This is a genomic window from Mesorhizobium sp. L103C131B0, assembly GCF_000502275.1.
Classification (GTDB): domain Bacteria; phylum Pseudomonadota; class Alphaproteobacteria; order Rhizobiales; family Rhizobiaceae; genus Mesorhizobium.
This window is the reverse complement of record NZ_AYXC01000005.1, coordinates 406,068-427,040: the sequence shown is the minus strand read 5'-3', so window position 1 is coordinate 427,040 and position 20,973 is coordinate 406,068. Positions and strand designations below refer to the sequence as shown.

Here is a 20,973-nt window from a genome sequence, read left to right as displayed (position 1 = left end):
TATGTAAACAGACGCGTGTCAATCCGCGCATCCCCAGGAACAGACCCAGGAAACTGCCCGTGAACGCTTCGAACAGCATTCTTCTGTCCCCCGCCGACAATGTCGCGGTCGCCAATGGCCGCATCGAGATCGGCACCCCTCTGCCCGGCGGCGCCGTCGCCACGGCCTTGATCGAGCCCGGCCACAAGGTGGCGATCAAGCCTATCGCCGTCGGCGAGGCGGTGGTCAAGTATGCCCAGGCCATCGGCCGCGCCACCCAGGACATCGCGCCCGGCGACCACGTCCATTCGCACAATCTGGTCTTCGAGTCCGGCCGTCTGCCGGTCGTGCCGCCGAGCGAAGCGGAGCATGCCACCGAAGCCGACCGCGCCCGGACATTCATGGGCTATCGTCGCGCCGATGGCCGTGCCGGCACGCGCAACTTCATCGGCATCATCGCCAGCGTCAATTGCTCGGCCACCGTCTGCCACGCCATTGCCGACGAGGCCAACCGCGTGCTGTTGCCGAAATATCCGGGGATCGACGGCTTCGTCCCGATCGTCCATGGCCAGGGCTGCGGCATGAGCGGCACCGGCGACGGCATGATGGTGCTACACCGCACGCTCGCCGGTTACACCCGCCATCCGAATTTCGGCGGCGCGTTGATGGTCGGCCTCGGCTGCGAGGTCAACCAGCTCACCCTTTACGGCCAGAAGGGTGCGGTGGCGGGAAAACGCCATTTCAACATCCAGGACGCCGGCGGTTCGCGCAAATCGGTCGCAAAGGCGATGGGCGTGCTCGCCGAAATCGCCGAGGAAGTCGGCCAGTATCAGCGCGAGCCGATCCCGGTCTCGGAGATCGTCGTCGGCCTGCAATGCGGCGGTTCCGACGGCATGTCGGGCATCACCGCCAATCCCGCGCTGGGAGCGGCGGTCGACATCCTGGCCGGCGTCGGCGGCATCGGCATCCTGTCGGAGACGACGGAGATCTATGGCGCCGAACATCTGCTCGCCTATCGCGCGGCAACGCCGGAGATCGCCAAGAAGCTCGACGGTTTCGTCAAATGGTGGGAGGACCATGTCGCCAAGCACGGCGCCTCGATCGACAACAACCCCTCGCCCGGCAACAAGCGCGGTGGCCTGACCACCATCCTGGAAAAGTCGCTGGGCGCCGTGGCCAAAGGCGGCCAGACTCCGCTCAACGGCGTCTTCGGTTATGCCGAAAAGGTCACCGGCAGTGGCCTGGTGTTCATGGACACGCCCGGTTACGACCCGGTCTCGGCGACCGGTCAGGTGGCGGGCGGCGCCAACATCATCGTCTTCACCACCGGCCGCGGCTCCTGCTTCGGCTGCCGGCCCACGCCGTCGATCAAGGTCGCCACCAACTCGACCATGTACCACCAGATGGAAGAGGACATGGACGTCAATTGCGGCGTCATCGCTTCGGGTGAGAAGACCATCGCCGGCATGGGCCGGGAACTCTTCGAACTCATCGTCGAGACGGCATCGGGCCGCAAGACCAAGAGCGAGGCGTTCGGCTACGGCGACAACGAGTTCGTGCCGTGGCACCTCGGCGCGACGCTCTAACCACCGACGAAAAAAAACGGGCTGCAACGACGGCTCACAAGGGGAGGCTTTGGATGGACAAACTCCGCATCGGCACGACTGCGCTCGAGGTAACCGAGATAAGCTTCGGCGGGGCGGCGATCGGCGGGCTCTACCGGGCCTGTCCGCGCGAAGCGGCGATGGAGACGCTGCAGACAGCCTGGGATGCCGGCCTGCGCTATTTCGACACCGCGCCCTTCTATGGCTTCGGCCTGTCGGAGCGGCGGACCGGCGATTTCCTGCGCTACAAGCCGAGGGATTCCTATGTGCTGTCGACCAAGGTCGGCCGCCTGTTCCGCCCGGTGCCGGAAGACCAGGTTCCCGATCATTCCTATGTCGACCCGCTGCCTTTCGCGCTCGACTACGACTACTCGTATAACGGCATCATGCGCTCGGTCGAGTTCTCCTATGCCCGGCTCGGGCTGAACCGGATAGACATCCTGTTTGTGCACGACATCGGCACCTACACACATGGCGTCGAGAAGACGAAGCTGCACTTTCGCCAGCTGATGGACGGCGGCTTGAAGGCGCTGGACGAGCTTAAAACGTCGGGTGTAATTTCCGCCTATGGGCTCGGCGTCAACGAGGTGCAGATCTGCCTCGACGTGCTGCGCGAAGCACCGCTCGACTGCATCCTGCTGGCCAGCCGCTATTCGCTGCTCGACCGCTCGGCTGAAGCCGAGTTGCTGCCGCTGTGTCGTGAGCGACAGACTTCGCTGATCATCGGCGGCGTCTTCAACTCCGGCATCCTGGCAACCGGACCGGTGCACGGCGCGCATTTCGACTATCTGCCGGCGACGCAGGACATACTCGAGCGTGTCGGCGCGATGGAGAAAATCGCTGATGAGGGCGGATATCCGCTGGCGGCGGCTGCATTGCAGTTTCCGCTGCAGGAGCCTGTCGTGGCCAGCGTGCTGACCGGAACGGCCAAGCCTGCCAACCTGACGCGCAACCTCGACCTGTTCGACGTCCAGGTGCCGCAAGCGGAATTCGCCCGCTACGCTCCCTACACCATCGTGCAGGAGCTCGGGTGACGAAACGCCACAATCACGGTTCTCAAGAAGGAATGAATATTCCATATTGACTCGACGGTGGAATTAATATTCCATGATGATCAAGGAGGATCGGGAGCGTCTGGACGTGGCACTGAGGATCGGCAGGGAGGTTTCCCCGCCAAGCCATGCGCAGGCCGATATGAAACACCGCTTGCGTCGGCCGGACCGATGCACTATCAAAAAGCGGCAACTGTTTTTTATTGATAAAGTTCTGTTTGGGCCGCGCCTATCCAAATGGAGCTTCCGTAACCTTCACCGGGCGATCTAGGGAGGATTCCTAATGAAATTCGTGACCAGCATTCTCAACCGCCGCTCACTGATGGCACTAGCTGCCGCCTCGATGCTTGCCGGCACGCTGCACACGGCGCCGGCTTCGGCGGCGGACGTGACCATTCCGATCATCGTCAAGGACACCACGTCCTTCTATTGGCAGATCGTCCTGGCCGGCGCCCGCAAGGCCGGCAAGGATCTCGGCGTCAACGTACCCGAACTCGGCGCCCAGGCTGAAACCGACGTCAACGGCCAGGTCTCGATCCTCGAGAATGCCGTCGCCGGCAACCCGGCCGCGATCGTCATCGCGCCGACCGAATTCAAGGCGCTTGGCAAGCCGATCGATGAAGCGGCCAGCAAGGTCAAGGTCATCGGCATCGACTCCGGCGCCGACTCCAAGGCGTTCACCTCGTTCCTGACCACCGACAATGTGCAGGGCGGACGCGTCGCCGCTGACGGTCTTGCAGCAGCCATCGGCGAAGCCAATGGCGGCAAGATCGAGGGCGACGTCGCCCTGATCACCAACGCGCCGGGCGCCGGTTCGCTGGAGCAGCGCAAGCAGGGCTTCACCGAGCAGCTGGCCGCGAAATATCCGGGGCTCAAGCTCGTCGCGGACAAATATGCCGACGGCCAGGCAACGACCGGTCTCAACATCGCCACCGACCTGATCACCGCCAACCCGAACCTCAAGGGCATCTTCGCGTCCAACCTGATCATGGCGCAGGGCGTCGGTCAGGCAGTCGCCGAGAACAACCTTGGCGGCAAGCTGGCGCTGGTCGGCTTCGACAGCGATGAGAAGCTGATCAAGTTCCTCAATGACGGCGTCATTTCCGCGCTCGTCGTCCAGGATCCGTACCGGATGGGCTATGACGGCATCAAGACCGCGCTCGCCGCCTCGAAGGGCGAGAAGGTCGAGGCCAATGTCGACACCGGCGCCAACCTGGTGACCAAGGCAAACATGAAAGACCCCAAGATCGACGCCCTGCTCAACCCGAAGCTCTGAGCCCGTCAGGCAAAAATCGTTTCCGGGGCCTCGCGCCCCGGAAACATTCGATACCGGCTTGAATATCCACCGGCTTGAATTACCTCGGCGATGTGGCTGACTGCATCGCGACGTGCCAACCGTAAGGCCAACCTGGGAGGATTGTCATGACGCCCACGGCGCAGGAACTGCACCCGGCCCCAACGCTAGCGCCCGGCAGGACGATCCTCGAACTGCACGGACTGGAAAAGCGCTATCCCGGCACGCATGCGTTGAAGCCCGTTCACCTTGCCTTCAAGGCAGGTGAGATCCACGCCATCGTCGGCGAGAACGGCGCCGGCAAATCCACCTTGATCAAGCTTCTGACCGGCGTCATGCCGCGCACCTCCGGCGATGTCATCTGGGAGGGCAAACCGGCAGCACTGGCAACCCCGCACGAGGCGATGGCGCTGGGCATCAACGCCGTGCATCAGGAGGTCGTGCTCTGCCGCCATCTCACCGTCGCCGCCAACATGTTCCTCGGCGAGGAGAATTCGCGCTTCGGCATCCTGCAGCAGCGCGCCATGGTCAAGGAAGCGCAGAAGATCATCGACGGTCTCGGCTTCGACCTGCCGGCGCATGTCATGCTGGGTGACCTCACCATCGGCCAGCAGCAGCTGATCGCCGCCGCCCGCGCCACCGTGCGCGGCACCAAGTTCCTGATTTTCGACGAGCCGACCGCCTATCTCACCCGCAAGGAAGCCGACCAGCTGTTCACGCTGATCCGCAGGCTCAAGGGCGAAGGCGTCACCATCATCTACATCAGCCATCGCATGGAAGAGGTGTTCGAACTCGCCGATCGCGTCTCGGTGCTGCGCGACGGCACGCTGGTCGGCACCCGCAACATTGCCGAGACCAATGACGCCGAGCTGGTCAAGATGATGATCAACCGCTCGATCGAGCAAGTCTACCACAAGGAGCATTTCACCCCCGGTGCCGTGATCGTTGAAGCGAAAAACCTGTCGGGCAAGGGCTTCGAAGACGTCTCGATAACAGTGCGTGCCGGCGAGATCGTCGGGCTCTATGGCCTGATCGGCGCCGGCCGCAGCGAGTTTGTCACCACGCTCTATGGCCGCCACAAGAAGTCGGCCGGCCAGATCCGCTGGCAAGGCAAACCGGTGCTGATCAATTCCGAGCACGACGCGATCAAGCTCGGCATGGCGCTGGCGCCGGAAAGCCGCCGCGACCAGGGCCTGTGCCTGAACCTGCCGGTCGGCCTCAACCTCAACCTGCCGATCTACAAGCGCATCTCCAACAACCTGCTGATTTCGAACACGAAGGAAAAGGCTGAAGCCGATCGCCAGATCGCCGGCCTCCGCATCAAGACGCCGACACGCGGCGCACTGGCCTCCAGCCTGTCCGGCGGCAACCAGCAGAAGATCGTCATCGGCAAATGGCTGGCGCACGGCGCCAAGCTGTTCATCTTCGACGAGCCTACGGTCGGCGTAGATGTCGGCACCAAGGCCGAGATCTACCGCCTGTTCGGGGAACTGTTGTCCAAGGGCGCCGGCATCATCCTGATCTCGTCCTATCTGCCCGAGGTTTACGAGCTCGCCGATACGCTGCACGTGTTCCGGCGCGGCAAACTGGTGGCGAGCCACGGTTTTCGCGCCGCTAGCCACGAAGACGTGCTGACGCAGGCGATCGGCTGACAAAACAAGAAACGGGAGGAACCATGAGCATCGAAACCGTCGCGATCGAAAAACCGAAACGGAACTACAACGTCCTGTTCGGGCTGACGCTTCTGGCGTTGCTGGTTCTGCTCTGGATCGTGCTGTCGGTGGCGACGCCGAGCTTCGCCTCCTCCAACAACATCGCCAATCTTTTGCGGCAGGGCTCGATGATCGCCATCATGGCGGTCGGCCAGACCTTCGTCATCATCACCGGCGGCATCGACCTCTCGGTCGGCGCCGTGGTCGGCTTCGCCACCGTCATTGTCGCCATGATGATCAATGCCGGCTTCCCGATCTGGGTCGCCATTCTGGTGACGCTGCTGGTCGGCGTTGCCATCGGCCTGTTCCATGGCTTCGGCATCGTCAAGATGGGCCTGCCGCCCTTCATCATCACGCTGGCGACGCTGACCTCGTTGCGCGGCATCGGCCTGTTGATGACCAACGGCAATTCGATCAACATCAACAGCGACAGCTTCACCGCGTTCTCGCGCAGTTCCTTTGTCGGCATCCCCAATCTGTTCTGGATGGTGATCCTGGTCGGTATCCCGGCCTACATCTTCCTGCACCACAGCCGCTGGGGCCGCTATCTCTTCTCTGTGGGATCCAATGCCGAGGCCTCGCGCCTCTCGGGCGTCAATGTCCAGCGCACCATCTACATGGCCTACACGCTGTCGGGCCTATGCGCGGCCTTCGTCGGCGTGCTGCTGGCGGCGCGCATCGGCATCGGCAACCCGACCCAGGCGGAAGGTTGGGAGTTGCAGGCGATCGCCTCATCGGTGATCGGCGGCACCTCGCTGTTCGGCGCCGTCGGCTCGGTGCATGGCCCACTGCTCGGCGCCTTCATCCTGGCCACCATCAACAACGGCGCCAATCTGCTCAACGTCAACTCGTTCTGGCAGCGCATCATCACCGGCGCGCTGATCATAATCATCGTCTATTTCGACGGGCTGCGCCGTCGCGGCAAGTAATTCTCCCTGACCTTCTGCGCCGGCCTGCTTAACAACGGACCGGCGCCTTTTTGAGAAACACTGGAATTGCCGAATGAAAGCTGTTGTCTGCCGCTCGCCCGGCGAGCTTGTCCTGGAAGACCGGCCGGCGCCAGGAGCGCCGCCTGCCGGCTGGGCGCTGGTCGCCGTCAGCCATGTCGGCATCTGCGGCACCGACTACCACATCTTCGAAGGCAAGCACCCGTTCCTTGCCTATCCCCGCATCATGGGCCATGAAGTGTCGGGCACCGTCGTCGAGACCGGCGAAGATGTCGACCTTGCCGTGGGCGAGCCCGTCATCATCAATCCCTATCTCGCTTGCGGAAAATGCATCGCCTGCCGGCACGGCAAGCCGAATTGCTGCGTCAGGATCGAAGTGCTTGGCGTCCATCGCGACGGCGCCATGGCCGAGCAGATCCTGGTGCCGGCGCAGAATCTTTATCCGGCAAACGGCTTGTCGCTGGCCGATGCGGCGGCGGTGGAATTCCTCGCCATCGGCGCGCATGCCGTGCGGCGCGCTCGCGCCGAACCAGGCGCCCGCACGCTGGTCATCGGCGCCGGGCCGATCGGCCTTGGCGCAGCGCTGTTTGCGCGCATCGCCGGGCTCGATGTCAGCCTGCTCGACATGAGCACGGAGCGGCTGGATTTTGCAAAAGGCGAACTCGGCTTCGCCACGCTCGACGCCTCACAAAAAGCGGCAGCCGAACTGGTGCGCGAGGCAACCGGCGGCGAAGGGTTCGACATCGTCTTCGACGCCACCGGCAACACCGCCTCGGTGCAGTCGGCCTTCGCACATGTCGCGCATGGTGGCACGCTCGTGCTGGTCAGTGTCGTCAAGGACGACATCGTCTTTTCCGACCCGGAATTCCACAAGCGGGAAATGACATTGATCGGCAGCCGCAACGCGCTGAAAGTCGATTTCGACCACGTCGCCGCCTCGATCCGCAACGGCGCCGTGCCGCTGGCAAAACTCGTCACCCACCGCACCACGCTGGCCGGCACGCCGGATGATCTCACCCGCTGGGCGCATGAGAAATCGGGGTTGATCAAGGCTGTGATCGAGGTTGGGGCATAACATCGCAGGTGGTCCCGGCCCGAATGACGACGACCCGCGCAGGTTGACTCCCACTCCGTCCTCAAAACGCCAGGCCGCTGAAAAATAGGCGCGACCCCGCTACAGCGCCGACAGTTTCAGCTCCACCCGCTCCGCCGGAAACCGTGTTTCGGCAAACTGGATCGGCTGGCCGTCCGGTGTGACGTTGACGGCGACCGCCACCAGCACGATTGCGCCGGGCTGCAGATCGAGGTCGGCGAGATCGGCGGCATCGGCATGGCGGGCCGACAGCACCGTCGATTGCCTGAGATAATCGTCAATGCCGAAACGCTTGAGCGAGGCGGTAACCGAACCGGTTTCGGCCATCGCAGCATTGATGCCGGCGAAACGCTTCGCCTCGTACCAGGCGGCGGCGCGCGACACCGGCCGTCCATCGGCTTCGCCGCGCGTCTCCAGGCGGATCACCTCAGCCCCTCTTGCCAGACCAAGCCCCTCGGCGACGCGCTGACTGGCCGACTCAACTGTAGAAGCTAGCAGCACGATGTGCCGTTCCGATGTTTGCCCTTGCAGACCGGTCGAAAACCGAGTGCGCGCGCCGATCGGATAGGACAGCCGTTTGCGCGAAAAGACGAAGGTGCCGCGTCCCTGCTCGGCCCGCAGCACGCCGTCCTGCACCAGGGCCGATATGGCGCTGCGCACCGTGTGGCGATTGACGCCGTAGCGTTCGGCCAAGGCCATTTCCGGCGGCAGCGCGGCATTCTCGGCAAAATCGCCGGCGGCGATCGAATGCAGGATCAGGTCCGCAATCTGCCGCCACAGCGCGACACCGCTACGGCGTTCGATGCTGCTCGCGCCCTTTTGAGCCACCATTTCGTCCACGCTCCCGCCCATGTCATCCACCCGTCATGGACACAAGTTAGATAATAGGTATAATTTGTATAATTGTCTATATCACTAGACAAATTATATACATTCAGGGAGTTGTCCATGCGAGGACAGGAAGCCCGCGACCAGGCCGAGCGCAAAGCCGTCATGACGACGTTGGCGCAGGCCAGTGGCGATGACATCGCCCGGCTGTGGAATGAGGCCGGCCTGATCTCGGAAGCAGAGCTTTTGCGCGGCCCGGAAACCGGTCTGGTCACCGTGCGTGGCCGCATCGGCGGCGGCGGCGCGCCCTTCAATGTCGGTGAAGTGACCGTCACCCGCGCCACCGTCCGGCTCTCTTCCGGACAGGTCGGCCACAGCTACATGCTCGGGCGCGACAGGCAGAAGGCGAAGCTTGCGGCAATCGCCGATGCACTTTGGCAGGATCCCGCCCATCGGCAGACGGTCGAGAGTGCGCTGGTCGCACCGCTGCGCGCCGCCCAAAGCGAGGCGCGCGAAAAGCGCCGCTCCGAGACGGCGGCAACGAAAGTGGATTTCTTCACCATGGTGCGCGGAGAAGACTGATGGACATCGCAGCCCAATGGATCGACGGCGGCTTCGCCGATCCGGTGTTCAACGCCCAGGCGGTCTTCCGCGCGGTCATGGATGCCATGGCGCGGCCGGGCAGCGAGCGGCCTCTGCCTGCCTTCGCCCGCCCCCCTTCGCCGCTGTCCGCAACCGCCGGCGCCATTGCACTTTCGCTCTGCGACAACGACACACCGCTCTGGCTCGATCCTGCTTTGCAGGCATCGGCAGCGATCAAATCCTGGCTCGGCTTCCACGCCGGCGCGCCACTCGCCAACACACCTGCCGATGCGCATTTCGCGTTGGTCGCCACGCCGGCCGAGATGGCCGCCCTCGACGGTCTTTCGCAAGGCACGCAGGATTATCCCGACCGTTCGACGACACTGATCCTGCAGGTCAGCGATCTCACCTCCGGCGCGCCGCTATTGCTCGAAGGCCCAGGCATCGAAAAGACGGCGACCATCGCGCCGGCGCAGATGCCGCGCCATTTCGTCGAACAGTGGAAGCAGAACAGCCAGCGCTTTCCGCGCGGCGTCGACATCATCCTGGCGGCGCCCGACGGTATCGCCTGCCTGCCGCGCACGACGCGCATCAAGACGATGGAGGCATAAATGTATGTCGCGGTAAAAGGCGGCGAAGTCGCAATCGCCAATGCCCACAGTCTGCTTGCGGACCGCCGTCGCGGCGACCGTTCGGTGCCGGCGCTGCGCCTCGACCAGATCGTCGAACAGCTGGCGCTCGGCGTCGACCGGGTGATGAGCGAAGGATCGCTCTACGACCGGGAACTGGCGGCGCTCGCCATAGTCCAGGCGCGCGGCGACATGATCGAGGCGATCTTCCTGGTGCGCGCCTACCGCACCACACTGCCGCGCTTCGGCTACACCAACGCCATCGACACCGGCGCCATGCTGGTCGAGCGGCGCGTGTCGGCGACCTACAAGGATTTGCCCGGCGGCCAGCTGCTTGGGCCTACCTTCGACTACACCCACCGCCTGCTCGACCCGGAACTCGCCGCCGGCGCCGATGTCGCCGAACCGCTGCAGCGCGAGACGGAAACGCAGGCCATGCCGCGCGTTTCGACGATCCTCGCCCGCGAAGGGCTGATTGAGCCGGATGGCGACATGCCGCAGGACCATGTCCCCGGCGACATCACCCGTGAGCCGCTTGAGTTTCCGATGGCGCGCGACATCCGCCTGCAGGCGCTGTCGCGCGGCGATGAAGGGTTTCTGCTGGCGCTCGGCTATTCCACCCAGCGCGGCTATGCCCGCAACCACCCCTTTGTCGGCGAGGTGCGTATCGGCGAGGTCGAGCTGGAACTCGACGTGCCGGAACTGCCCTTCGCCGTGCTGCTCGGCAAGGTCCGCGTCACCGAATGCCAGATGGTCAACCAGTTCAAGGGCTCGGCCAAGGCGCCGCCGCAATTCACCCGCGGCTACGGACTGGTCTTCGGCCAAAGCGAGCGCAAGGCGATGGCCATGGCGCTGTGCGACCGCGCGCTGCGCGCAACGGAACTCGGCGAAGATGTCGTCGCCGCCGCGCAGGACGAGGAGTTCGTCATCTCGCACTCCGACAATGTTCAGGCGACCGGCTTCGTGGAGCATTTGAAGCTGCCGCACTATGTCGACTTCCAGGCCGAGCTCGATTTGGTGCGCCGCATGCGCGCCGAATACGAAGCTCGAGAGAACCCTGCAAAGGTGGAAGAGAAGCGGGAGGCGGCCGAATGAGCCTAATCGCCCCCGCCATTGCCGCCATCCCCGTTGCCGCCGTCATGGGAATGGCTGCTATGCCCGCCGACGTAGCTGCCGTTTCCGCCTGTGACATGCGCGCCATCTCTGGAAGCAGGCAGAAACAAGCGCCGAGGTACAAAACCGACCACGCAGACAAACGCCAGAAGCAGAATTGCAATCTGGATCCAACCGGTCTGAGTCATTCGACTTCGCCTTTATTTCCGTTTTCTGGGCGTCAATGCAATAGCAGGGAGTGGATTTGATCGCCATGACCGACATCGCCACCTACAACTTCGCCTATCTCGACGAGCAGACCAAAAGGATGATCCGCCGGGCGATCCTCAAGGGCATCGCCATCCCTGGCTATCAGGTTCCCTTCGCTTCGCGCGAAATGCCGATGCCCTATGGCTGGGGCACTGGCGGCGTGCAGGTCACCGCCTCGATTATCGGGCCGGACGATGTGCTGAAAGTCATCGACCAGGGCGCCGACGACACCACCAATGCCGTCTCGATCCGCGCCTTCTTCAAGAAGGTAGCCAACGTCGCGGTGACGACCGATACCGCCAGCGCCACCATCATCCAGACCCGCCATCGCGTCCCGGAACACCCGCTGAGCGCCGGCCAAGTTCTAGTCTACCAAGTGCCGATACCCGAGCCGTTGCGCTTCCTCGAGCCGCGCGAAACCGAAACGCGCAAAATGCATGCGCTCGAGGAATACGGCCTGATGCATGTGAAGCTCTACGAGGACATTGCCAAACACGGCCGCATCGCCACCACCTATGCCTATCCGGTCAAGGTCGAGGGCCGCTATGTCATGGACCCCTCGCCGACGCCGAAATTCGACAACCCCAAAATGCACCGTTCGCCGGCCCTGCAACTGTTCGGAGCCGGGCGCGAAAAGCGCATCTATGCCGTGCCGCCCTTCACCGATGTCGTCAGCCTCGACTTCGAGGATCATCCCTTCGAGGTCCAGACCTTCGACCTGCCCTGTGCGCTGTGCGCGGCGGAAAATGTCTATCTCGACGAGGTCATCCTCGACGACCATGGCGACCACATGTTCGTCTGCTCCGACACCGACCATTGCGAGAAGCGGCGCGCCGAAGGACATCGCGGCCACCTTGCGGCTGAAAGCCATGTTACCGCAGGAAAGATGAGGCCAGCAGAATGACCGGCGACCCACTGCTGCGCGTCTCCGAACTGTCCAAATTCTACGGCTCGCGCGTCGGCTGCGAGAATGTCACCTTCGACCTGTGGCCGGGTGAGGTTCTGGCCGTCGTCGGCGAATCCGGCTCCGGCAAGACGACGCTGCTCAACTGCCTGTCGACGCGGCTGCTACCATCTTCTGGCACCGCCAGCTACCGCATGCGCGACGGCCAGTTCCGCGAACTCTACCGTATGAGCGAGGCCGAGTGCCGCTTCCTGATGCGCACCGACTGGGGCTTTGTTCATCAGAACCCCGCCGACGGCTTGCGCATGACGGTGTCTGCCGGCGCCAATGTCGGCGAGCGGCTAATGGCGGTCGGTGACCGCCATTACGGCAAGATCCGCGCCACTGCCGTCGACTGGCTGTCGCGCGTCGAGATCGACGAGGACCGCATCGACGACGAGCCGCGCGCCTTTTCCGGCGGCATGCGCCAGCGCCTGCAAATCGCCCGCAACCTCGTCACCGGACCGAGGCTGGTGTTCATGGACGAGCCGACCGGCGGCCTCGACGTCTCGGTGCAGGCGCGCCTGCTCGATTTGCTGCGCGGGTTGGTCACCGATCTCGGCCTGGCGGCCATCGTCGTCACCCACGATCTCGCCGTCGCCCGGCTTCTGTCGCAGCGTATGATGGTGATGAAAGACGGCCGTGTCGTCGAAAGCGGCCTGACGGATCGCGTGCTCGACGATCCCCGCGCGCCTTACACGCAATTGCTTGTTTCCTCGATTCTACAGGTGTGAAGATGGCGCCAAGGCACCCCCCTCTGGCCTGCCGGCCATCTCCCCCTCAAGGGGGGAGATCAGCAGCTTTTATGTCCCGCCCCTTCTACGATGCAGAAGAATGGCGAAGTCGAACGCGACAGCCAATCTCCCCCCTTGAGGGGGAGATGCCTGGCAAGGCAGAGGGGGGTGTTGGCCCGCGGACGAACAACGATTGGAGAACCTTCTGATGCCGACGCCCCTCGTTGTTTCCGGCGTCGCCAAAAGCTTCACCATGCATCTGCGCGACGGCATCAGATTGCCGGTTGTCGCCGGCGTCTCATTCTCGATCCGGGCCGGTGAATGCGCCGTGCTCGGCGGGCCTTCCGGCGCCGGCAAAAGCTCGATCCTGAAAATGCTCTATGGCAATTATGCCGTCGATGAAGGCCAGATCATCGTTCAGCATGAGGGCGGCCTGATCGATCTCGCCATCGCCAGCCCGCGCACGGTGCTTTCCGTGCGCCGCCAGACGATCGGCTATGTCAGCCAGTTCCTGCGCACCGTGCCGCGCGTCTCCGCGCTCGACGTGGTCGCCGAGCCGCTGGTCGAACGCGGCGAGGACCGCGAGAGCGCGCGGAAAAAAGCACGCACCTTGCTGGGGCAGCTCAATTTGCCGGAAAAGCTCTGGGCGCTGCCGCCGGCGACTTTCTCGGGCGGTGAGCAGCAGCGCGTCAATATCGCGCGCGGCTTCATCACCGAGCATCCGGTCTTGCTGCTCGACGAGCCGACAGCTTCGCTCGATTCGAAAAACCGCAACGTTGTGGTTGCGTTGATCGCCGCCAAGAAGGCCGGCGGTGTCGCCTTGCTCGGCATCTTCCATGACCCGGATGTGCGTGACGCCGTCGCCGATCGCATCATCGACGTGACCTCTTTCGCCGCCGGAAAAATCGCTGCATGAGCAGGAAACTATCGGAAGCGCCGTTGGTCCACGCCACGGCGCAGGTCGAGAACTCGACATTGGGGCGCTGGACAGAGATCGCCGACCGCAGCCGCGTGTCCGAAAGCATCCTCGGCGACTATTCCTACATCATGCAGGACTGCGTCGTCTGGTGCGCGACCATCGGCAAGTTCTCCAACATAGCCGCCGCCGTGCGCATCAACGCCACAAACCACCCGACCTGGCGGCCGACGCTGCATCACTTCACCTATCGCGCCTCCGACTATTGGGACGACGCCGAGCACGAAACAGAATTCTTCGCCCAGCGCCGCGCCAAACGCGTCTCCATCGGCCACGACACCTGGCTCGGCCACGGCTCGACCATCCTGCCCGGCGTCACCGTCGGCGATGGTGCTGCCGTAGGCGCCGGCGCTGTGGTGTCGAAGGATGTCGCGCCCTACACCATCGTTGGCGGGGTGCCAGCCAAGCCGATCCGCGAGCGTTTCGATCGCCGCACGGCCGAACGCTACCAGGCGCTCGCCTGGTGGGACTGGGACCACGCCAGGCTGCGCGCCGCGCTCGACGATTTTCGCGTACTCGAGGCAGACGCGTTCCTCGAGAAATACGGCGCCTGATCGGGTGCGACCACCCCCACTTGCCGCACGGCTGTGGAGCGTAACAAAACTGACATCGTGATGACATGGCAGGTTCATGTCGCTGCGCTAGGCGAGAACCAGACGATCAATTCAGGTCTGGAACTCTTCGATGTTATCGACCCCTGCCACGCTCGAAATCCGCGGCGTCTCGCGCCGATTTGGCAAGAACACCGCTGTCAGCGCCATCGACCTGTCGATCCCGCAGGGCCAGATGGTCGGCATCATCGGTCGTTCCGGCGCCGGCAAATCCACCCTCCTCCGCATGATCAACCGTCTCATCGACCCCAGCCAGGGATCGATTTTTTTTGACGGTGCCGAGGTCTCGCGGCTGCGTGGCTCGCCGCTGCGACGCTGGCAGCGCGACTGCGCCATGATCTTCCAGCAGTTCAACCTGGTGCCGCGCCTCGATGTGCTGACCAATGTGCTGCTCGGCCGTCTCAATCATCGCTCGACCTTTTCCAACCTGCTCGGCATGTTTACCCGCGCCGAATGCGCTGAGGCGATTGCAGCACTCGAGCGCCTCGACATCGCCCGCACCGCACTGCAGCCAGCCGGCACGCTGTCTGGCGGCCAGCAGCAGCGCGTCGCCATTGCCCGCGCCATGATGCAGCAGCCCAAGGTGCTGCTCGCCGATGAGCCGATCGCTTCGCTCGACCCGCTCAACGCCAAGGTGGTGATGGACTCGCTGCAGGACATCAACCTGCGCGAAGGCATCACCGTCGTCACCAATCTGCACACGCTGGACACCGCCCGCACCTATTGCAACCGCATCATCGGCATGGCTGCCGGCAAGATCGTCTTCGACGGTCCGCCGGAAGCGCTCAACCGCGAGGCCGTGCGCCTGGTCTATGGCGCCGACGGCAACGGCGTCGATATCTCCGAGGCCATCACCTCGACCAGCATCGCCTACAAGCAAAAGATCGCCGCATCCGCCAGCCCGCTCGAGCCCGCATTCCCGGGTACTGATCCATGATCCCGAAAAGTGGATACCGGTTTTCGGAAAAGATCATGGACCAAAACTGAGCCGCACTGGATCGACCGCCCGCGTCAAGGGCACTTGCAAAAATCAAGAACGCTGCCGGCGCGGGGCCGGAACTTACAGGAGAGACATCAAATGTTCAGGAAGATGGTATTCGGCGCCGTTTCGGCGCTCGCCATGGCAACCAGCGCCGCGCATGCGGCCGACCTCAAGGAATTCCGCGTCGGCATCCTCGGCGGAGAGAACGAAACCGACCGCCTGCGCAACTATCAGTGCCTGGCCGATCACCTGAAGACCGAATTCGGCTTCGAAAAGGTCTCGCTGTTCCCCGCCGCCGACTATGACGGCGTCATCCAGGGCCTGCTCGGCGGCACGCTCGACTTCGCCGAACTCGGCGCTTCCGGCTACGCCAGCGTCTACATCAAGGACCCGAAGGCGGTCACCCCGATCCTCACCACCCAGCAGACCGACGGCGCCACCGGCTATTATTCCATCGGCCTGGCGCTGAAGTCTTCGGGCATTACCGACATCAAGTCGGCCAAGGGCAAGAAGCTCGGCTACGCCGATCCGGACTCGACCTCGGGCTACCTGATCCCGCTGACCCAGATCCCGAAGGACACCGGCGCCTCGAACGACGCCTACTTCGCCTCGACCCAGTTCAATGGCGGCCATGAAAACAACATCCTCGCCGTTCGCGACGGCAAGGTCGACGTTGCGGTTGACGATTCCTCCGGCATCGGCGACTTCAAGAACGGCTACACCTCCGGCACCTTCCACAAGGTCACCGCCAAGGGCGCCGTCGACCCCAACTGCTTCGTCGAAGTCTGGCGCTCGGGCCTGATCCCGAACGGCCCGCTGGTCGTGCGCACCGCGCTCGGCGACGACATGACCGCCAAGCTTGCCGCCTTCTTCACCGACCTGCCGAAGAAAGACAAGGCCTGTTTCGAAGGCGTCGAAGGCGGCGACTTCACCGGTTACGTCCCGGTCAAGCCTGACTTCTACAACGTCATCGTCGAAGCCCGTAAGGCAGCCATCGGCGGCTGACGGCAAAATCAGAAAGGGCGACGTGAAAAACGCCGCCCTTTTTGCATGTCCCGATCATGACCATCTCAGCAACAGCCCGCTCCAACGCGACCCTGCAGGTAGCCAACGCTTGGCAGCGCCAGATATCGTTGCGGCGGCTTTATACCATCCTCGGCATCGGCCTGCTGCTGGCGGCGACGCTGTCGAGCATGTGGTTCGCCGACGAGGCCAATGCCGGTCACTTCTGGGACCGGCTGCCGCATATATTCGACTTCCTCAGCTGGCTGATCCCGAAGGACTGGAACGACGTCTGGCGGGCGCTGTTCGACATCGCCTCGCCGCATGACACCGGCACCCAGGAGTTCAACTTCCCGCTCGGCCGCGTCTATGTCTGGGGCGGCTTCTACATCCCCGAATATTTCGAGCTGATGCTGACCACACTCAACGTGGCGCTGGTCTCGACTTTCATCGGTTTCATCTTCGCCGTGCCGTTTTCGTTCATCGCCGCGCGCAACCTGACGCCGCATCCGGCGCTGCGGCTCGTCGTCAAGCGCTTCATGGAATTGCTGCGCGCCTTTCCCGAAATCGTCATTGCCGGCCTGTTCGCCGCCATTGTCTCGACCGGGCCGATCGCAGCCATCATCGCCATCGGCCTGCATTCGATCGGCGCGCTCGGCAAGCTGTTCTATGAAATCAACGAGAACATCGACATGCGCGCCGAAGAGGGCCTGAGAGCGGTCGGCGGCAACTGGTTCGAGCGCGTGCGCTTCGCCGACCTGCCGCAGGTGCTGCCCAATTTCATGTCCTACACATTGCTGCGCGTCGAGATCAACGTGCGGGCCTCGACCATTATCGGCGCCGTCGGCGGCGGCGGTATCGGCGAGGAACTGAAGCTCTCGATATCGCGCGGTTTCGGCGCCAAGACGGTGGCGTTGGTGCTGCTGTTGTTCACGACGATCTTCATCGTCGACCAGTTCTCCGCCTGGCTGCGCCGCAAGCTGGTCGGCGAGCAAGCTTTTCTGATGAGCGCTTAAATGACCGCTTTGACCACTGATCAGGTCCAGTCGATCGAGGAACGCTATCCGCAAATCTTTCGGCGGCCGGCCTACAAGCGATTCGCGCCGCTGTTCCTGTTCGGCGGCATCCTGCTCTACCTCGTTTACGCCTTGTGGTTTTTCAACCTGCCGCAGGTGATGCGCGACTCGCATTGGGAGCGCCTGCCGCTCTTCCTGACGCAATGGATCAGCTACGATCTGCAGCCTGAATTCCGCCTCGACCAGCCTGAAATCACGCCGAAATACCCGCGGTTTTCAGCACTCGGCGAGAACCCAGATCCCGACTGGGTTGTCAAGAACGCGGATGGCACCTTCACCGTCCTGATCGATGGCGCGGCCAGGTCCGTCACCTTCGACAAGACCAAAGCGACGATCGTCGCCAATGGCGAGATGGTGCCGGTGGCGCTGACCAGCGGTAAGCCGGTAATTACAGGTCCGGTGCCTGGCTGGATCACCGCGCATGACGACGAGATCGTCGCCAGGATGGGCTTTGTCGGCGAAGTGCGCGTCACCGTCGATCGCGTCAAGGTCCGCAAGCGCTTCCTCGGCTGGGCAAATTTCGTCTTCGACACGCGCTCGCCCTTCTTCGGCAAATCGGCCAGTGAAGTGATCTCGCTGATCTGGTCCGGACCGGAACTTAAGCCTGGCACCTCGAACCTCGCGCTCGCCGGCGACAACATCTGGAACAATGCGCAGTGGCAGCATGGCGACGTCTGGACGAAACTGCTGCAGACCATCGTCATGGCCTTTCTCGGCACGTTGCTCGGCGGCCTCGTCGCCTTCCCGCTCGCCTTCTTCGCCGCCCGCAACATCACGCCGAGCGGATTGTTCGGCCAGGTGCTCAAGCGCTTCTTCGATTTCATGCGATCGGTCGACATGCTGATCTGGGCGCTGTTCTTCACCCGCGCCTTCGGCCCGGGACCGCTCGCCGGCAGCGCCGCGATCTTCTTCACCGAAATAGGCACGCTCGGCAAAATCTATTCGGAAAGCCTGGAAAACATCGACGACAAACCGCGCGAGGGCATCAAGTCGACCGGCGCCAACGGCCTGCTGGTGCAGCGCTATGGGGTCATGCCGGAAGTGATCCCGGTCTTCATCAGCCAGACGCTCTACCAGTGGGAATCCAACACAAGAGGCGCCACCATCATCGGCGCCGTCGGCGCTGGCGGCATCGGCCTGAAACTCTGGGAAGCCATGCGCACCAATTCCAACTGGGCCAACGTCTTCTACATGGTGCTGCTGATCCTGCTCGTCGTGTTTGTGTTCGACAACATCTCGAATTTCCTGAGGCGCCGGCTCAGCCGGACCATCCATGATTACAACAGGATGCAGGCCGAGGAGGGGTGACGTGCGAGGGACAGCACCCCCCTCTGTCCTGCCGGACAGTGGGGGGTGTGAAGGAACGCAGCACTCCTTGGGCGGCGCGGCTAAGCCGCCCGCTTCCACCCATCCCTGATATGCCTGTATCCCTCGCGATAAACCGCTTCCGGCGTCTCGGAAAAATCCCGCCACACCTTGGTCGCCGCCGCCAGATCCTTCAGCGACCTGCCAAACGCCTCGATCGTCAGCCAGTCGTCATAGCCGCTCTTGCGGATGGCCGCGAAAGTCTCTTTCCACGGAATGTTCCCGCGTCCCGGCACGCCGCGATCGTTCTCCGAAATGTGGATGTGCACGACATTCCTGCGGTGCTTCGTATAGGCGCCGATCGGGTCGGCTTCCTCGATATTGGCGTGGAAGGTGTCGTACATCGCCTTGATGTGCGGCCGGTCGATGGCATCGACGTGCTCGGACAGATCGGCCATCGTGTTCAGCAGATAGCACTCGAAACGGTTGAGCGCCTCCAACCCGATGGTAACGTTCCGCTTGCCGGCATGATCGCCAATGGCGCGCTGCGAGGCGATCGAGCGCTTCTTCTCGGCAGCGGTCGGCCCGCTGCCGGAGAAGGCGCCGAGCGTCGAATGCAGCGGCCCGCTCAGCGTACTCGCGCCGAGCGCCTGGGCGCAATCGATCGCCCATTTCATGTAGCCGATGCCGGCCTTGCGGGTCACGGCATCCGGCGAAATCAGATTCATCGCCGGGTCGCCCATCGCCGTAACAGCCGTGCGCTCCAACCCGATGCGGTCGAGCAAATCGCCAAGCTTCTTGTAGTCCTCTGGCGTGCCTGAGAAGATCGGTATCTCGACGCCGTCGAAGCCGGTCGCCTTGATGTCGCGCAGCAACGGCTCGTGTTTCTTAGACACGGAAGTCGTCCACAAAAACATGCACATGCCGATTTTCATCGACAGCCCCTCCCCATTTGACGGCGCGCTGGTTTCTTTCGCACCTCGCACCATGCGCCCTCATTCGGCCGCTTAGCGGCCACCTTCTCCCCGAAGGGAGAAGAGACTTGGCGCCGGCGCTACCTAAAGTTTCGTCCACGCCCCGTTCTTCTTCGACGACTTCACGCAGGCCTCGATGAACGCCATACCTTCGACGCCGTCCTGGATGGTCGGGAACACCACGTCCTTGCCCGGTCTGCCGCCCTTCTTGCGTGCCGCGCGGATCGCGCGCGCCGCCTCCTGGTAGATGTTGGCGAAGCCTTCGAGATAGCCTTCCGGATGGCCAGACGGAACGCGGCTGACGCGTCCCGCAACCGGCAGCGCGCCGGCGCCGTTGCGGGTGAGCAGCTGCTTGGGCTGGCCGAACGGCGTGTACCAGAGATAGTTCGGATCGGCCTGCACCCATTCCAGCCCGCCTTTCGAGCCATAGATGCGCAGCTTCAGCCCGTTCTCGTGGCCGGGCGCCACCTGGCTTGCCCAGATCATGCCCTTGGCCGGATGCACCTTGCCGACCGGCTTGAAGCGCAGCATGACATTGACATTGTCGTCGAGCAGTCGCCCCGGCACGAAAGCGTCGAGATCGGCCGACAGGGAATCGAGCTCCAGACCCGAGACGAAGCGCGCCAGATTGTAGGCATGCGTGCCGATGTCGCCGAGCGCGCCGCCCGCGCCCGCCTGCTTGGGGTCGGAGCGCCACGCCGCCTGCTTCTGGCCGGTGGCGGCAAGATCCTCGGTCAGCCAGTCCTGCGGGTACTCGGACTGAACGATGCGGATGTCGCCAAGCTGCCCCTTGGCCACCATCTCGCGCGCCTGCCGGACCATCGGATAGGCAGTGTAATTGTGCGTCAGCACGAACACCTTGCCGGTCTTTTCAACCACGGCCGCGAGCTTCTTGGCCTCGGCCAAAGTCGTCGCCAGCGGCTTGTCGCAGATGACGTGGATGCCCGCCTCGAGGAAGGCCTTGGCCGCCGGCACGTGCACATTGTTGGGGGTGACGATCGCCACCGCCTCGATGCCGTCCAGGCGCTTGGCCTCGGCCTTGGCCATCTCGGCATAGGAGGTGTAGCTGCGCGCCGGGTCGAGACCGAGTTCGGCGGCGGAAGCCTTGGCGCGCTCGGGACTGGCCGACAGGGCGCCGGCCACCAGCACGAAGTCATTGTCCATGCGCGCCGCGATCCGGTGCACCGCGCCGATGAAGGCGCCTTGGCCGCCGCCGACCATACCATAGCGGATCGGGCCGCCCCCCGCTTCCGACTTCGATGCGCCGACCATGTCTTTCTCCTGCTTG

22 protein-coding genes are annotated in these 20,973 nt (G+C 63.5%); 18 read left to right on the top strand and 4 right to left on the bottom strand.

The genetic code is table 11. From position 1 onward, the window contains the following. Positions 1 to 59: 59 nt before the first annotated feature. The 7 genes from X730_RS151785 (at position 60) to X730_RS151815 (ending at position 7,663) form a co-directional block, all read left to right on the top strand. On the top strand, positions 60 to 1,565 hold the full coding sequence (locus tag X730_RS151785; protein WP_023826322.1) for an altronate dehydratase family protein: 1,506 nt from the start codon (positions 60 to 62) through the stop codon (positions 1,563 to 1,565). A 53-nt stretch (positions 1,566 to 1,618) separates the two neighbouring features. Further along, the gene (locus tag X730_RS151790) at positions 1,619 to 2,617 is read left to right on the top strand and encodes an aldo/keto reductase (protein WP_023826321.1); all 999 of its coding nucleotides are present in this window, start codon (positions 1,619 to 1,621) and stop codon (positions 2,615 to 2,617) included. A 73-nt stretch (positions 2,618 to 2,690) separates the two neighbouring features. Beyond that, a complete protein-coding gene (locus X730_RS1000000168170) occupies positions 2,691 to 2,906 on the top strand; it encodes a hypothetical protein (protein ID WP_023669815.1) in 216 nt (71 codons plus the stop codon). Between the two features lie 12 nt (positions 2,907 to 2,918). After that, the gene (locus tag X730_RS151800; protein ID WP_023669816.1) at positions 2,919 to 3,911 is read left to right on the top strand and encodes an ABC transporter substrate-binding protein; all 993 of its coding nucleotides are present in this window, start codon (positions 2,919 to 2,921) and stop codon (positions 3,909 to 3,911) included. 146 nt (positions 3,912 to 4,057) lie between these two features. Next, complete coding sequence (locus X730_RS151805; protein WP_031196896.1) at positions 4,058 to 5,581, top strand: sugar ABC transporter ATP-binding protein; 1,524 nt, start codon at positions 4,058 to 4,060, stop codon at positions 5,579 to 5,581. A 23-nt stretch (positions 5,582 to 5,604) separates the two neighbouring features. Next, the gene (locus X730_RS151810; RefSeq protein ID WP_023683015.1) at positions 5,605 to 6,570 is read left to right on the top strand and encodes an ABC transporter permease; all 966 of its coding nucleotides are present in this window, start codon (positions 5,605 to 5,607) and stop codon (positions 6,568 to 6,570) included. Between the two features lie 73 nt (positions 6,571 to 6,643). Continuing rightward, on the top strand, positions 6,644 to 7,663 hold the full coding sequence (locus X730_RS151815; protein ID WP_023669819.1) for a zinc-binding alcohol dehydrogenase family protein: 1,020 nt from the start codon (positions 6,644 to 6,646) through the stop codon (positions 7,661 to 7,663). Positions 7,664 to 7,762: 99 nt separating this feature from the next. Here the strand turns inward: X730_RS151815 and phnF are convergent, their stop codons facing one another. After that, a complete protein-coding gene (gene phnF, locus X730_RS151820; protein ID WP_245261350.1) occupies positions 7,763 to 8,533 on the bottom strand; it encodes a phosphonate metabolism transcriptional regulator PhnF in 771 nt (256 codons plus the stop codon). Between the two features lie 96 nt (positions 8,534 to 8,629). On the opposite strand from phnF, the gene phnG reads away from it, so the two are divergent. From phnG to X730_RS151835, 3 genes are read left to right on the top strand one after another with little or no spacing between them, the layout of a single operon-like run. After that, entirely contained in the window at positions 8,630 to 9,091 is a 462-nt protein-coding gene (gene phnG, locus X730_RS151825) for a phosphonate C-P lyase system protein PhnG (RefSeq protein ID WP_023669821.1), read from the top strand. Then, complete coding sequence (phnH, locus tag X730_RS151830; protein ID WP_023669822.1) at positions 9,091 to 9,702, top strand: phosphonate C-P lyase system protein PhnH; 612 nt, start codon at positions 9,091 to 9,093, stop codon at positions 9,700 to 9,702. Before phnG ends, phnH begins: the two co-directional genes overlap by 1 nt. Then, entirely contained in the window at positions 9,703 to 10,815 is a 1,113-nt protein-coding gene (locus tag X730_RS151835; RefSeq protein WP_023669823.1) for a carbon-phosphorus lyase complex subunit PhnI, read from the top strand. A gap of 2 nt (positions 10,816 to 10,817) precedes the next feature. On the opposite strand, the gene X730_RS151840 is transcribed toward X730_RS151835, so the two are convergent. Beyond that, on the bottom strand, positions 10,818 to 11,021 hold the full coding sequence (locus tag X730_RS151840; protein WP_023669824.1) for a hypothetical protein: 204 nt from the start codon (positions 11,019 to 11,021) through the stop codon (positions 10,818 to 10,820). 65 nt (positions 11,022 to 11,086) lie between these two features. On the opposite strand from X730_RS151840, the gene X730_RS151845 reads away from it, so the two are divergent. The 8 genes from X730_RS151845 (at position 11,087) to phnE (X730_RS151880) (ending at position 18,714) form a co-directional block, all read left to right on the top strand. Next, positions 11,087 to 11,986: an alpha-D-ribose 1-methylphosphonate 5-phosphate C-P-lyase PhnJ gene (locus X730_RS151845; protein WP_023726432.1), complete on the top strand. Its 900-nt coding sequence runs from the start codon at positions 11,087 to 11,089 to the stop codon at positions 11,984 to 11,986. After that, on the top strand, positions 11,983 to 12,759 hold the full coding sequence (phnK, locus tag X730_RS151850; RefSeq protein WP_023669826.1) for a phosphonate C-P lyase system protein PhnK: 777 nt from the start codon (positions 11,983 to 11,985) through the stop codon (positions 12,757 to 12,759). The genes X730_RS151845 and phnK overlap by 4 nt, the downstream gene beginning before the upstream one ends. Positions 12,760 to 12,967: 208 nt before the next feature. Then, positions 12,968 to 13,675, top strand: coding sequence for a phosphonate C-P lyase system protein PhnL (phnL, locus tag X730_RS151855; protein WP_023712301.1), 708 nt, complete (start codon positions 12,968 to 12,970; stop codon positions 13,673 to 13,675). After that, positions 13,672 to 14,289 (top strand): DapH/DapD/GlmU-related protein, encoded by a 618-nt coding sequence (locus X730_RS151860; RefSeq protein ID WP_023669828.1) that lies wholly within the window; start codon positions 13,672 to 13,674, stop codon positions 14,287 to 14,289. Before phnL ends, X730_RS151860 begins: the two co-directional genes overlap by 4 nt. 130 nt (positions 14,290 to 14,419) lie before the next feature. Then, positions 14,420 to 15,283 carry a phosphonate ABC transporter ATP-binding protein gene (gene phnC, locus X730_RS151865; RefSeq protein ID WP_023826320.1) on the top strand — a complete coding sequence of 288 codons (864 nt, stop codon included), beginning with the start codon at positions 14,420 to 14,422 and terminating at the stop codon, positions 15,281 to 15,283. Between the two features lie 141 nt (positions 15,284 to 15,424). Next, a complete protein-coding gene (gene phnD / locus X730_RS151870) occupies positions 15,425 to 16,333 on the top strand; it encodes a phosphonate ABC transporter substrate-binding protein (RefSeq protein WP_023826319.1) in 909 nt (302 codons plus the stop codon). A 56-nt stretch (positions 16,334 to 16,389) separates the two neighbouring features. Then, entirely contained in the window at positions 16,390 to 17,346 is a 957-nt protein-coding gene (gene phnE, locus X730_RS151875; RefSeq protein WP_023669831.1) for a phosphonate ABC transporter, permease protein PhnE, read from the top strand. Next, positions 17,347 to 18,714, top strand: coding sequence for a phosphonate ABC transporter, permease protein PhnE (phnE, locus tag X730_RS151880; RefSeq protein ID WP_023669832.1), 1,368 nt, complete (start codon positions 17,347 to 17,349; stop codon positions 18,712 to 18,714). An 80-nt stretch (positions 18,715 to 18,794) separates the two neighbouring features. Here the strand turns inward: phnE (X730_RS151880) and X730_RS151885 are convergent, their stop codons facing one another. Together X730_RS151885 and X730_RS151890 are read right to left on the bottom strand one after the other, a co-directional pair. Continuing rightward, on the bottom strand, positions 18,795 to 19,646 hold the full coding sequence (locus tag X730_RS151885) for a sugar phosphate isomerase/epimerase (protein WP_023669833.1): 852 nt from the start codon (positions 19,644 to 19,646) through the stop codon (positions 18,795 to 18,797). Between the two features lie 123 nt (positions 19,647 to 19,769). Further along, positions 19,770 to 20,957: a Gfo/Idh/MocA family oxidoreductase gene (locus X730_RS151890; RefSeq protein WP_023826318.1), complete on the bottom strand. Its 1,188-nt coding sequence runs from the start codon at positions 20,955 to 20,957 to the stop codon at positions 19,770 to 19,772. Between the last annotated feature and the right edge of the window lie 16 nt (positions 20,958 to 20,973).